This window comes from Brucepastera parasyntrophica (genome assembly GCF_022376835.1).
GTDB classification, from domain to species: Bacteria; Spirochaetota; Spirochaetia; order Treponematales; family Treponemataceae; genus Brucepastera; species Brucepastera parasyntrophica.
The window spans coordinates 2,918,523-2,931,291 of sequence record NZ_CP084606.1; the positions used below are offsets into that span (position 1 = coordinate 2,918,523).

The 12,769-nt window shown below is 45.9% G+C and carries 13 protein-coding genes and 1 pseudogene; 12 read left to right on the plus strand and 2 right to left on the minus strand.

Annotated features, from left to right (window positions below; translation table 11 throughout):
• Positions 1-82 precede the first annotated feature (82 nt).
• The 12 genes and pseudogenes from K7I13_RS14000 (at position 83) to K7I13_RS14055 (ending at position 12,105) form a co-directional block, all read left to right on the plus strand.
• Positions 83-1,012: a carbohydrate kinase family protein gene (locus K7I13_RS14000; RefSeq protein WP_255946648.1), complete on the plus strand. Its 930-nt coding sequence runs from the start codon at positions 83-85 to the stop codon at positions 1,010-1,012.
• 267 nt (positions 1,013-1,279) lie between these two features.
• Complete coding sequence (locus K7I13_RS14005) at positions 1,280-2,044, plus strand: acyl-[acyl-carrier-protein] thioesterase (protein ID WP_255946649.1); 765 nt, start codon at positions 1,280-1,282, stop codon at positions 2,042-2,044.
• A gap of 39 nt (positions 2,045-2,083) precedes the next feature.
• Positions 2,084-2,710: an outer membrane beta-barrel protein gene (locus tag K7I13_RS14010; protein WP_255946651.1), complete on the plus strand. Its 627-nt coding sequence runs from the start codon at positions 2,084-2,086 to the stop codon at positions 2,708-2,710.
• Positions 2,711-3,134: 424 nt separating this feature from the next.
• Positions 3,135-4,973, plus strand: coding sequence for an SUMF1/EgtB/PvdO family nonheme iron enzyme (locus tag K7I13_RS14015; protein ID WP_255946662.1), 1,839 nt, complete (start codon positions 3,135-3,137; stop codon positions 4,971-4,973).
• Between the two features lie 207 nt (positions 4,974-5,180).
• Positions 5,181-5,882: an iron-sulfur cluster assembly scaffold protein gene (locus K7I13_RS14020; protein ID WP_255946664.1), complete on the plus strand. Its 702-nt coding sequence runs from the start codon at positions 5,181-5,183 to the stop codon at positions 5,880-5,882.
• Between the two features lie 11 nt (positions 5,883-5,893).
• The gene (locus K7I13_RS14025) at positions 5,894-6,892 is read left to right on the plus strand and encodes a GGGtGRT protein (RefSeq protein ID WP_255946665.1); all 999 of its coding nucleotides are present in this window, start codon (positions 5,894-5,896) and stop codon (positions 6,890-6,892) included.
• A 301-nt stretch (positions 6,893-7,193) separates the two neighbouring features.
• Complete coding sequence (locus K7I13_RS14030) at positions 7,194-7,862, plus strand: TetR/AcrR family transcriptional regulator (protein WP_255946666.1); 669 nt, start codon at positions 7,194-7,196, stop codon at positions 7,860-7,862.
• Positions 7,863-8,164: 302 nt separating this feature from the next.
• Positions 8,165-8,425: pseudogene (locus K7I13_RS14035) on the plus strand (acyltransferase family protein); the annotation flags it as partial.
• Positions 8,426-8,538: 113 nt separating this feature from the next.
• The gene (locus K7I13_RS14040) at positions 8,539-9,180 is read left to right on the plus strand and encodes an acyltransferase family protein (RefSeq protein WP_255949394.1); all 642 of its coding nucleotides are present in this window, start codon (positions 8,539-8,541) and stop codon (positions 9,178-9,180) included.
• Positions 9,181-9,368: 188 nt separating this feature from the next.
• The gene (locus tag K7I13_RS14045) at positions 9,369-9,917 is read left to right on the plus strand and encodes a DUF3793 family protein (RefSeq protein ID WP_255946667.1); all 549 of its coding nucleotides are present in this window, start codon (positions 9,369-9,371) and stop codon (positions 9,915-9,917) included.
• 66 nt (positions 9,918-9,983) lie between these two features.
• Complete coding sequence (locus tag K7I13_RS14050; RefSeq protein WP_255946668.1) at positions 9,984-10,403, plus strand: flavodoxin; 420 nt, start codon at positions 9,984-9,986, stop codon at positions 10,401-10,403.
• Between the two features lie 469 nt (positions 10,404-10,872).
• Positions 10,873-12,105: a hypothetical protein gene (locus K7I13_RS14055; RefSeq protein ID WP_255946669.1), complete on the plus strand. Its 1,233-nt coding sequence runs from the start codon at positions 10,873-10,875 to the stop codon at positions 12,103-12,105.
• 200 nt (positions 12,106-12,305) lie between these two features.
• Here the strand turns inward: K7I13_RS14055 and K7I13_RS15790 are convergent, their stop codons facing one another.
• Entirely contained in the window at positions 12,306-12,551 is a 246-nt protein-coding gene (locus K7I13_RS15790) for a GNAT family N-acetyltransferase (RefSeq protein ID WP_369413764.1), read from the minus strand.
• Positions 12,539-12,769, minus strand: a complete 231-nt coding sequence (locus K7I13_RS14060) for a hypothetical protein (RefSeq protein ID WP_255946670.1) — start codon at positions 12,767-12,769, stop codon at positions 12,539-12,541. The genes K7I13_RS15790 and K7I13_RS14060 overlap by 13 nt, the downstream gene beginning before the upstream one ends.

A 12,769-nucleotide genomic window follows, 5' to 3' on the forward strand; every position in this document is an offset into this window, starting at 1 on the left:
TAAGTTAAAGGAGTATACTGAATACGCGCGTCCGGAATACATTGGGAACATCCTCTTTTTCCGGAAACAAGGAGGAATGATAATGAAAGAGATACTGGTTTCGGGAATGATAAATGTGGAAACAAGCGTTTTTGTGCGGCAGTTTCCCATAGAATATGCGCCGATTGATTTCCAGTTTAACGGAATAGACGCGTCCGTGTCCGGCGTCGGATACAATGTGGCAAAGGCCCTGAAAACCCTTGGCGCGGAGCCCCGCCTGTGTTCGCTTATAGGAAACAGCGATATGTATGGCGATATAATAGAAAGTGAAGTAAATGCGCTCGATATTCAAACCGACGCCATTCTGAAACAGATTAATAATACTCCCTGCTCGGTGGTAATGTTCGATTCCGAAGGAAAAAGGAAAATCATACTTGATTTAAAAGATATACAGGAAAATCTGTATCCTGAGGAAATCTTTGTCAGGGTTTTAAAACCCTGCGATATAGCGGTTTTATGCAACATCAATTTTTCACGGGGACTTTTGCGTATCGCAAAGGACCAGGGAAAACTTATTGCGACAGATGTCCATGTGGTCAGCAGTATCGAAGATGATTTTAACAGGGATTTTATGGCCGCGGCCGATATCCTCTTTTTGAGCAATGAATATATTCAGGGCAGGGAATCCGCGTTTTTGCGGGAACTGGGCAAGGCTTTCGGCTGCGCCATTATTGTTGTCGGTATGGGTGAGCGGGGTGCGCTCCTGTATTCCAGAAGTGACGATAAGCAGGTTCTCTATTCCTCCGTCCGGGTCCGTGAAATACAGAGCACGGTCGGCGCCGGCGACGCCCTGTTTTCAGCCTTTTTATATTTTTATAACAAAGACAAAAATCCCTATACAGCTATGGAAAACGCAATTGTTTTTGCTTCCTATAAAATCGGCGAAAAGGGAGGCGGCAGGGGGTTCCTGACTGAACGGGCCCTGCTTGAAATAAAGGAAAATACTCCGGTTGAAAAAACAGTGTATAATTGACCGTTCACGCTGATATCCCGGGAGCAGCTGAAAAAATCTCCGGATACTTTTACTGATACGGTCCTTCCCTGTACTTTTTTTCTCTATTATGGTACGTTTTACACAGGCGGTTTTGTTTTCCGCCTGTTCTTCCGTATATTTTTATAGTCAAATAATCTCGCATTATTTGACTATTTCCGATTGTACGTGTTTCTGATATAAATAATTAGCTAATTCTTTATATCAGAAACGGAACTTAACGGAGTATAAAAAACAGGAGTTTAATATATGCCTTTTTCGCGTGATTATTTTGTGCATTATTATGAAGCGGATATAAAACAGCGGCTCCCGCTGACCGGAGTTGTGCAATACTTTGAAGATGTTGCGATTCTGGACAGTGAACAGCGGGGATATTCGCTCGATTTTTATGAAACAAATCACTCCGTATGGATTATGCTCAAATGGGACATCAGAATCCACCGTTTTCCCGTTTTTGGCGATACTGTAAAGGTTTCCACCCGGGTCAACGCGATGAAGCGTTTTATGTCGGACCGCGTTTTTTCCATGACCTCGGCTGACGGTACTCTTCTGGCCGAAGGCCGTTCAAACTGGCTTTATTTTGATACTGAAAAAAGACGGCCTATCTCCGTGTCCGAAGAAATAGCCGCAAACTATGATGTTTCTCCCGAAACGGCGGCTTCCTTTGTTACCATAGATGACGTTCCCGCTGTCAGCAGGGATGACATACCTGCTGACTTTTCACTGATCAGCCAGCCCATTACTGTCGGTTACGGGGATATAGATACAAACCGTCATGTCAATAATATCCGGTACATCAGCTGGGCCTTTAACAGCGTTCCCGAAAATATTTTTAAGGGATATGTGCCGGACCAGCTTGTCGTGCAGTATAAGAAGGAAATGCTGGCTGGTATGACCGCCGAACTGCTGTCTCTGTTTCCCGATTCTCCCGGCGAAAATCTGTCTTCATTCCATACTATCCGTTCTCCCGAACTTGAATTCTGCTCGGTCACCATCAAATGGCGGAAGGAATAAGACGGATATATTATAATTCCGTCAACATCTGGAGGAACTATGAAAAAAACGGCAGTCATATTATTACTGGTATTTTTTATATTCCAGGCCGGTACTGCGGAAAATTTTGAAGTCGGACTCAGAGGTAATTTCAGTCTTATCACAGCCGCCGGAGGAAAAGAGGTTAAGGAAACAAAGGCAAGCATCGGCTTCGGCGGGACATTGTTCGGCGCCTATACTTTTACCGATCTGATAGCCCTTCAGGCTGAGGTGGAATTCAGCGCGGAAAAGTATTCCTACACTCCCATATCCGATCTGTACGGGAAAGGCTCCGCAGCTTTTTCAGCCATGACCCTTTCCATTCCTGTCCTGGCCCGTTTTTCATTTTTACTTGGCCAGGGAAACGCTCACTTATTCATAGGCCCCCATATTACCATGTTCCTTGCCGGGCAGAAATATGAAGATGATTCGGAATCACAGGAAAGTGATTTCCTCCGGCCTGTTGTCAATGTCGGAATCACTGCCGGCGCTGACTATTGCTGGCGAATAGGACCGGGCAGCATAGTGGCTGATCTCAGACTTACCTTTGACTTTCTGAACAGACAATTCCTTTACGGCTGGGAAACTGTCCGCATAGGACATCTTATCCGCTTTATGCCTTCTGTGGGATACAAACTGCACCTGTAAATAGTGCCGTTCCGCGGTTTATATATGAACAGTCGTTAATATACAGGTTAACAAGCGTTACCCTGCCTGTCTGCTTCTGTACTGTTTCCGGAAAAATAGTATCTGTTTTCCTTCCCCGCCGATTTTCTCTGGCCAGGCGAAAGCAGCTGTGTATTTTTTTTCACTGAATGCGGGAAAATCAGTCATATATGTGCTATAATTAAAAAGACCGGCGGAAATCCTTTCTTGCATACACTATGGTTTTATGGCACAATCTTGATTGCCGGGAATTGATTTTTCCGGTTATACTCCTTTAAGTTACATTTCTGATATAAAGAATCAGCTGGTTCGTTATATCAGAAACACGTACAATCGGAAATAGCCGAATAATCTGAATTATTTGGCTAAACAATACTTGTTTCCGGCGCCGGCCGGGGGGTACAGTATGAATATGATAAATCCGTTCAAAAAGATTATTCCGGGAATTTCGCTTCTTTCAGCCATAATGCTTGTTATAATGGCCGCGTCCTGTTCGGGATTGCTCCCTCCGCCCCGCGGCAATTCTATGGAGATGAATATTGATCTGCCCGAGGGCCTTGTACGGGACCTGTCGGGCAGGGCGGTGGACCCCGCGGAATATGATTATACCCTGTTCATAAGCGTGCTCTGGGACGGACAGGGGAACGCCGAGCGGTTTAAGGAATATACCTATACCTGGCCGGCGGGAAAAACAACAATGTCCGTTACCATCGACGGCGTTGAGGCCGGCGACCGTATCATGATATATGCTTCAATATGGGACGAAATAACCCAGGACTCCTATTCCGCGGAAACAGGACTGTTTACCGTTATGCAGGGAACAAACCTGGTAAGCCTGAAAATGGAAAAATATATTTCTCCTGATGCGCCCCGCCTTACTGCTCTTGAAGCTTCCGCGGTGGGCAGTTCGGGGGATTCTTTTACGCTTGTTCCTCCGTTTGATCCCTATATAACCCGCTATACAATAACCGTGCCTTCCGGCGTGAACGGAATCCTGGTGTCAGGAACCCCTGAAAAGACAGACACCACCGTTATCTATGAACCCGGACAGACTGTGAGTCCCTCCGATGGAACGGTCTACATAAAACTGACGTCCGCAGATGGATACATAAATACCTATTGGATTGATATTAACATCAGCGGGACCTCCTCCGGCGGACTCCTCGGAAATCTGACCGTTTTGGGTTCCACCACGTCTTATGCATATACGCCGGCCTTTAATTCTGAATTGACGGACTATACCCTGACCATACCCGCCGATGTTTCGACCCTTATAATTTCCGCTTCTCCCGCTGATTCTTCTGATTCCGTATATTTCAATGAAATTGAAGGCTCCAATAATATGTATACCATCACTCTCGAAGAAGGGCAGACCGCAATAACAATACGGGCCGGACAGGTTTCACAAAAGACATATACCCTGACAATTACCCGTGAATATCTCGGTCTGGTAACTGTCCCCGCAGGCAGTTTCCAGCGCGATTCCGCTTCTGAAAACATCACCCGGATTACCAGCTCTTTCAGAATGGGAAAAACCGAAGTAACCCAGAAACAGTGGGAAGCAGTCATGGGGCAGGGGACCAATCCCAGTTTGGTCAAGATTGAGAATGCCCCGGTTGAACAGGTGAGCTGGTATGATACCCTTAGATTCTGCAACAGACTGAGTTTGCTTGAGAATAAGACCCCTGTGTATACCATAAAAAACTCGACCGATCCTGACGATTGGCTGCCTTTGCCTTCCGATTCTATCCAGAATGACGCCGACTGGGACGCCGTTACGGCCGACTGGGACGCGGACGGTTACCGCCTGCCGACCGAAATGGAATGGATGTGGGCCGCCATGGGCGCCGATAGTGGAAATGATGGCGCGGAAAATACAACCGGATACAGCAAAGAGTTTGCAGGTTCCACCGGTACAAACAGTCTGGATGACTACGCCTGGTATTCCGGAAATGCGCAAAACACAATACATGATGTAAGCCAAAAGTACGCGAATGAACTTGGATTGTATGATATGACCGGAAATGTGGAAGAATGGTGCTGGGACCTGAGTTCTCTCAGCGCCTATGGCTCGGGGCTTCTGGTTGATCCAAAAGGAGAAGCCTCCGGCAGCGAACATATTTACCGGGGCGGAGCATATTTTAGTGCTTCATCTCCCAGCTGTAATTTGGATAACCGGAACACCGATTATCCGACAACTAAAGACGACAGTATCGGCTTCCGTGTCGTTTGCCTGGAACAGTAAGCCAGTACCTTTAGCCATAACTGCCGGATGCGGGACAGCCCGAATCCGGCGGACAGGCCGTGCCCGGATATAAAAAGATGTGAAAAACACCTCATATATCTTTTTCTACTGGAAATTTACCATCTGATTGTATATACTTTGACCCGGAAAAACAGAACCGTCCGCGTTGAGGCCGGTTTTTTTGATATTTTTTTAAGGAGAAAAAGAATGATTTATTCGGCAGAAGTAGAACACATGTGTCCGCTTGCCAAGGCCGCGAATCACGGTCCCGCTCCGATCCCCGAAGAAGGGAAGTGGGTCCAGGCCAGGGAAGTCAAGGACATCTCCGGTTTTACGCACGGCGTGGGGTGGTGCGCTCCCCAGCAGGGTGCGTGCAAACTTACGCTTAACGTAAAGGACGGTATTATTCAGGAAGCGCTGGTTGAAACCATCGGCTGTTCGGGCATGACCCACTCGGCTGCAATGGCCTCCGAGATACTCATCGGCAAAACAGTGCTGGAAGCCCTGAACACCGATCTGGTGTGTGACGCAATCAATACCGCAATGAGAGAGCTTTTTCTCCAGATCGTCTACGGACGCACCCAGTCTGCTTTTTCCGAAGGCGGCCTTGTTGTCGGCGCGTCGCTTGAAGATCTCGGCAAGGGACTCAGAAGCCAGGTCGGCACCATGTTCGCGACGCTCAAAACGGGTCCCCGCTACCTTGAAATGGCCGAAGGCTATGTTGAGGAAATTGCGGTCGATAAGGATGACGCGATTATCGGCTATAAATTCATCAATTTCGGAAAAATGATGGATTTCATTAAAAAAGGCGATTCTCCCCAGGACGCAATGGCAAAAGCAAGAGGGAGTTACGGCCGCACAACAGAAGAAGCGGGGGCAGTCAAACTGCTTGACCCCCGCGAGGAATAGGAGGTATTACGATGGCATTATTTGAAAGCTATGAACGCAGAATTGACCAGATACTTCCGCTCCTTAAAAAGTATGGCATTAATTCTGTTGAGGAAGCCAGGACCGTTTGTACTGACAAAGGCGTTGATGTATATAAAATAGTTGAAGACATTCAGCCTATCTGTTTTGAAAACGCAAAGTGGGCCTATGTCGTGGGCGCCGCAATTGCAATCAAGAAGGGTGACAGCAATCCTGTTGAAATCGCAAAAACGCTCGGCGAGGGCCTGCAATCTTTCTGCATTCCCGGTTCTGTCGCCGATGACCGCAAAGTAGGTATCGGTCACGGAAATCTCGCAGCGATGCTTCTTTCCGATGAAACCAAGTGTTTCGCCTTCCTTGCCGGTCACGAATCCTTTGCGGCCGCCGAAGGCGCGATCGGGATTGCGAAAAGCGCTAACCGTGCCCGCAGTACCCCGCTCAGGGTAATTCTGAACGGCCTCGGAAAAGACGCGGCGCAGATCATAAGCCGTATTAACGGTTTTACCTATGTGCAGACAAAATTCGACTATTTCACGGGTGAGCTTAAAGTCGTTAAGGAATACAAGTATTCCGACGGCGACCGCGCCGCGGTCCGCTGTTACGGGGCCGACGACGTCCGCGAAGGCGTTTCCATCATGCACAGGGAAGGCGTTGATGTTTCCATCACCGGAAATTCGACAAATCCGACCCGCTTCCAGCATCCTGTCGCCGGGACCTACAAAAAGGAATGCGTCGAACAGGACAAAAAGTATTTTTCAGTTGCCTCAGGCGGCGGTACGGGACGCACCCTGCATCCGGACAATATGGCGGCCGGCCCGGCTTCCTATGGAATGACCGATACTATGGGCCGCATGCATTCCGACGCCCAGTTTGCCGGATCTTCCTCCGTTCCGGCCCACGTAGAAATGATGGGCCTCATCGGTATGGGGAATAATCCAATGGTAGGCGCCTCCGTTTCCGTTGCAGTAGCGGTTTCCGAAGCCATGAAATAGTTTTTGTCTTATCTATATCCGGAAAGAGGAGTGCCGGCGCAGCGCTCTTCCTCCGGATAAATCTTCCGCGTGTTTTTATACGAAAACATGAAGTTGTCCGCGGGATTTGCCGGATACTGGTCCGGCCTTTCTCCGGACATTTTTTTTCTCCGGTTTTTGTACGGAAACGGTTTATAAAAACCTGATTCTCTCTGATAAATACCCCGCATATTTTATCTGAAAAAACTATTGACAATTTTGATGAGCGGACTTATTATATAAATCGAACGAATCATTCGTTCGCTTTATTGAAGGAAGAAAAATGACAGATGAAAGACTGGGGAAAATACTTAACGCTTCAAGCCGCCTTTTTATAAAACCGGGATATGCGCAGACCCAGGTGAGTCATATTGTCAGGGCATGCGGGATTTCTGTCGGCTCCCTTTATGATCTTTTTTCAGGGAAAAAAGCCATTCTCGGCTTTGTATTAAAATGCGTATTGGACCCGGAATATATAAACAGCGATTTTTCCTTTCCGATTTCCGATGACCTGTTTACCGGCCTCGACAAAGAAATAAAAGATTTTTTCAGGGAGAAAAACCGTATCTTTGCCCGGCCGCTCAAGTCAATGGCGAAAAACTATCCTTTCAGGCAAATGCTTACCGACGCGTTTGATATGATTCATCAGTACGGAGCCGGCCTGATGATTCTGGAAAACAATCCGTCAGTTTTCCGGGACCTTTTTAATACCTATAAAGATTACAGACATACTTTTTTTGGCCTCATGCGCCAATATATTGATATATATATTGAGCGCAGGCATATCAGGAAAACAGCGTCCCCTGATCTCTGTGTTTTATTTATTGTGGAAGCAATGACCTGGTGGGGTATTGATATAAAATACACTTCATTTGAACCGCGGGATGATATTCCTGATGAACTTGCGAAATCATTTTGCCTTGAATCCCTGATTCGGGCCTATAAAATGTAGCTGATGTTCATGAGCCGGATGATCGAAACCCGACAATAAAACGAATGAATGATTCGTTCGTTTTATTCGAAAAAGAAACTATATACAGAAAACTGAAAGTGGAGGTACATATCAATGCAAATACAGGAAAACAAACAAAGGGAATATTATCTTGACTGGCTTCGTGTTATTGCTGTCGCCCTTCTGGTCCCCCACCACAGCGCCATTACTTTTTCACATATAGGCGACGCCTATGTATATACCCTGAAGCGGACCGGTCATTGTTTTTTTTCATTCAGTCGCTTTTTTTCAATCTCTGGTTTATGCGTATACTTTTTTTTGTATCAGGAATATCCACATGGTATGCGCTGCGAAAGCGTACAAACAGGGAATATCTTATTGAACGGTGCAAAAAACTGCTGGTTCCGGCCCTGTTCGGAATTCTGTTCCTTTGTCCGCCGTCAGCCTACCTGCTTGCCCGCAATACGTACGGATACAGCGGCTCTCTGTTTTCCTTCTATCCTGAGTTTTTTCTAGGTTTTGGAAAGTATCTGGGCTGGGGGCATTTCTGGTTTCTGGCATACCTTTTTGTATATTCACTTGTTCTTGTTTTGCTTCGTGTCATTTTAAAAGATAAGATGCAGATTTTTTCCACAATAGGCGCTTTCCTGGCAAGGGGCAGAAATATCATTATCCCGTGGCAGTTTTTATTATCTTTGAAATGCTGTTCCGTCCGTTTTTTCCCGGATTTCAGAATCTTTACGCCGACTGGGCAAATCTCACCGTGTATTTCAGCTTTTTTATTCTCGGTTATATTATTGCGGAGAACGGCAGCATTGTGAACGCAATATGGCGAAACCGTGCGTTTTTTCTAACAGCGGCCTGCCTTGCCGCCCCGGCTTTTATCTTTTTCAGCTATGCCGGCGAATCTATGGATATCTTTATGTCATTATACAGTTCGGATGAATATGTGTATGAACTCGTTCTGGCTTTTTTCAGGGGAACAGCGGAATACTCGCTGGTGATGTTTTTTACAGGCCTGGCCTCGAAATATCTCAATTTTTCGAATTCCTTTCTCAACTATGCGTCAAAAAGATCTTTCGGGCTGTATATGTTTCATTATCTTATTCTGAGCCTGATTATGTATTATCTGATACGGCTTCCGGTGAATCAGTATATCCTTTATGCCGCGGCGATTATTCTTTCATATACAGCTTATCTTATCCTGTTTGAACTTGTCCTGAGCAGAATCCCCGGCCTCCGCTTTATCTGCGGGATCAGGAAAAACAAAAAAAAGGATAAGCCGCAGTCAGCGGAGGAAAAGAATCCCAGGAAATAAGCATAACTATTCCGGACGGCTGTTTTTTAGATTAATTTCAGTCAAGTTCTTCTGTTGACATAAATATAATTATTATAGTATTCTCAATAAGTTAGAAGCGGCTAACTTATTGAGTTCAAGACCATGCCCCTTTAAATTCTAATTTTTTTTACAATATAAGTTAGCAAATGCTAACACAAGGAACTGCAATGATCAGTCATGCTGAAAAAACTGTTGCCCGGCACTGCGGCCCGGTACTGCTGAAAAAAAAACCTGCTTCCCTGTTTTCACTGCCTCCGGCAGCGGCGGAGGAATTTATTCTTGTATCAGAACAGGAACGCCGGGACATTGCCGCGGAAATATTTGTCAGATATCCGGAACGCATTCTGGTTTTTTATTACAATCCATCTCTGCTTTCGGCCTCGCTCCGGGACCCTGTCGTTTCAGCAGCCCTTGAAACACTCGGATATCCTGTAAAAGAGGAACTGAAAGAAGTGCTGTCTTTTTTGCGGAACAGAATATGCCATGAAGAATCCTTTCCCCATGAGATCGGTTTTTTTCTCGGGTATCCCAGGGAAGATGTTGAAGGTTTTATGAAGTACCGGGGCTATAATTATAAATGCAGGGGCCAGTGGAAGGTCTACGGTGATGTCGGAAAAGCGGAAAGCCTGTTCAGGGAATTCCGTGAATGCGGCAATGCGCTGTCCAAGTTTATTGAAAACGGGGGCAGTCTGCATCAGTTTATTAGTTTTCAATAAGAACCGTTTTCCCCGGAAAATGTGAAAACGGTTTACATCATTATATTTACGTCCGGAGGTGAAAATATGGACAAGACTGCGATTATATACTGGAGCGGAACAGGCAATACCGAATCTATGGCGCGGTTTATTGAAACCAGCCTGAAAGAAAAAGGAGGCGAGGCCTTATTGTTTGAGGTATCCTCGGCAGGATCTCTTGATCTGAATGAATACGGGAAACTGCTTTTTGGCTGTCCGTCTATGGGCGATGAAGTTCTTGAAGAGAGTGAGTTCGAGCCGTACTTCGCTTCAGTTGAATCTTCTCTTGCGGGAAAAAAAGTAGGCCTTTTCGGGTCCTATGGCTGGGGCGACGGGCAGTGGATGCGCGACTGGACTGACCGGGTAAAGAAGGACGGCGCAATTCCTTTTGAGGAGGGGCTTATCGTGAATGATGCCCCATCCGGAGAGGAATGCAAAGACTTTGGCCGCAGATTCGCGGATTTTTAAGTATATAGTCTTTTAATTCAAATTATCTGACTATATACTTCTGTTATTATGTAAAATATGAATCCGTAAGGCATGGAAAGAGTCCGCTTTCCGTGCCCGCGGTATTTTCCGGGCTAGGACTTCTGTCACTGTAATACCGGGCGTTTTTCTGCAATCGTGATTTAAGGTTTCCCCAAACTCTCTTTTCCAAATACACAAGCCGTGTTACCATGAAAAGTGGGGGGCGTTCCATGTCCATGTATGATGTTGAAGGATTCGCCGAGATGGCCGTCCGGTTTATAGACCAGTGTAATATTCAGGATACGGAAAAACTGGATCTTATTTACAATACTTACCGGTTTCATGATTCATGGGATACTTCATTCACCCTCATGAGGGTTTTCCCCATTCTCCTGAAATATAACTATCTCTATCTTTTTGATCCGAAGAGCATCCTGACTTTAAAGCCTATCCTGATTTTTTCAGACAATTGGCGGAATCAAAAAATGCCTGGATTCATGATGATCCGTCAAAAGATTGCGCAGAGGCCAATCCGGTCAATTCCTTTTGGATTGATAAGGTATATGATTCTGAGACAGAGACATCCGCTCCTCTGAACAAGCTGGCCTGCCGGGCGGGCGGCCGGGTGTGGAATTATTTCTGCGGCACGGAAAACGCTCCGGCTGACCGGGAACCTGCGGATATGTTTTGCCGTCTGGCCGAGCTTGCCGCCGCGGCGGAAAATGCCGACATGCAGGCAGAACTATTCTATATTGTCAGCTACGTTCTGTATGATATAGGAGAAAAGAAACGGCCCTTGCTGGAAACGCTTAAGAGCTTTCTTCTCCGGGACAGCACTTATGGGGCCTTTTCAGGATCAGGCCTGGCCTATCGTATGGGCGGGCCTGAGGACTTTGCCTCAATACTGGAAGATACAGGGGATGGCAGCGGCATCTTTCAGGAATGGTTTGGCCCCTATTACGCCTGGCTTGAAGAAGTCCGGAAAAGCAGGGCGAAGGCTGACGCCGCGCTTGAGAATTACACGGCGGAAATAAAAACTATACTGGCACCTCTCAGCCGGGGAGAGCTGGATGAAGCTTTTGCCCAGTACCGCCGGCTTATGGATACTGAACAGGAAATCTTTACCGGTTCCCTTCCCGTGATATTCCTTCAGCTGGTTCCCTACAATACCTTCAGTCCCGAAGTCAGAGAAAAGCTCCTGACATATAATATACGGGAAAACACGGATACCGTTATCAGGGAATACCTTTCCGAATACCGGGAATGGGACGTCAGAAAGGATGATCCGGAATTTCTTGCCGATAAAAGCCGCCGCTGGCTTAACAGCACGGCTCCGTATTACGCGGATTTTTATATCAGCCAGGGACTGATTCTGGCGCCGGAACATAACCGGCTCCGGCTATACCGGGCATACAGTATTATTTTTTACAGTGTCCGGGAATCTGAAGGCTCTCTTTCCGGAAAAGTCCGGAATGACATCCGGGAGCAGCTTCCTGTCCTGGAAAAACTCCTGGGTGTTTTTCCAGGACAGGAAGCCTTTGTCCGCTATACTCTGGGGTCCGGCTTGTACCTGCTGGGAGAAATAGACGCTGCCCGCCGGGAAATAAACCGGGCCGCTGAACTGGACCCGACGCTCCGCCCTGCCCGGGACGAACTTTTCAGTGATATTCCTTCGGACGGCTGTCCTGATAACAAAGCTTGATATTTATACCGGACGCCGGCATATATCTGTTTTTTTCATGGTGTATGTGTACCCGAATCTGCACTATACACCAATTTTTGCCTTTTTGTGTGTATCCTCCCGGCTGTATATGACATTGTAATCCGCTAACCGGGCGGCGAAGCATATACGGACCTGTCAGGCGAAGTACAATTTTATTTCAATAATTATATACAATTAATCTAATCAACTGGACACTCCATTGTTATCATTTGTTCTTCCATTCCGTTTTTTTCATAAAATATTTTACCTGTATTATTTTCAGGAATTACTGATAATCTTATATATTTTGTATTATGTTCTTTTGCCCATTGTTTTGATTTTTCAAATAATTTAGTGCCGTATCCTTTATTTCTATATTTCCTTGTTATTATGAAATCCTGAATATAGGTATATTTACATGGAATTAACAGACTTAATCCTTTAATTTCTTTTCAATACATAGTGAAAATCCTATAATTTTATCTTCAACAATTAGAAGCAAAAAATCAGATTTAATATCATTTATAATACCATAAAAATATTCATCAGTTCTTCCACTCCGTTGAAAATGTTCAGGCTGCGTTTCTATTGCATCTGTATCAAGTTCATAAAATAATTCATTCATTTTATTAATATCATTTATAGTTGCATATCGAAATTCCAT

What these genes read in the sequence shown, in the direction of transcription:
- K7I13_RS14015 (WP_255946662.1), top strand. Translation starts at nt 3,135, where the DNA reads ATGAATATGATAAATCCGTTCAAAAAGATTATTCCGGGAATTTCGCTT.
- K7I13_RS14060 (WP_255946670.1), bottom strand. Translation starts at nt 12,769, where the DNA reads ATGGAATTTCGATATGCAACTATAAATGATATTAATAAAATGAATGAA.
- K7I13_RS14025 (WP_255946665.1), top strand. Translation starts at nt 5,894, where the DNA reads ATGGCATTATTTGAAAGCTATGAACGCAGAATTGACCAGATACTTCCG.
- K7I13_RS14020 (WP_255946664.1), top strand. Translation starts at nt 5,181, where the DNA reads ATGATTTATTCGGCAGAAGTAGAACACATGTGTCCGCTTGCCAAGGCC.
- K7I13_RS14030 (WP_255946666.1), top strand. Translation starts at nt 7,194, where the DNA reads ATGACAGATGAAAGACTGGGGAAAATACTTAACGCTTCAAGCCGCCTT.
- K7I13_RS14045 (WP_255946667.1), top strand. Translation starts at nt 9,369, where the DNA reads ATGATCAGTCATGCTGAAAAAACTGTTGCCCGGCACTGCGGCCCGGTA.
- K7I13_RS14010 (WP_255946651.1), top strand. Translation starts at nt 2,084, where the DNA reads ATGAAAAAAACGGCAGTCATATTATTACTGGTATTTTTTATATTCCAG.
- K7I13_RS14050 (WP_255946668.1), top strand. Translation starts at nt 9,984, where the DNA reads ATGGACAAGACTGCGATTATATACTGGAGCGGAACAGGCAATACCGAA.
- K7I13_RS14005 (WP_255946649.1), top strand. Translation starts at nt 1,280, where the DNA reads ATGCCTTTTTCGCGTGATTATTTTGTGCATTATTATGAAGCGGATATA.
- K7I13_RS14000 (WP_255946648.1), top strand. Translation starts at nt 83, where the DNA reads ATGAAAGAGATACTGGTTTCGGGAATGATAAATGTGGAAACAAGCGTT.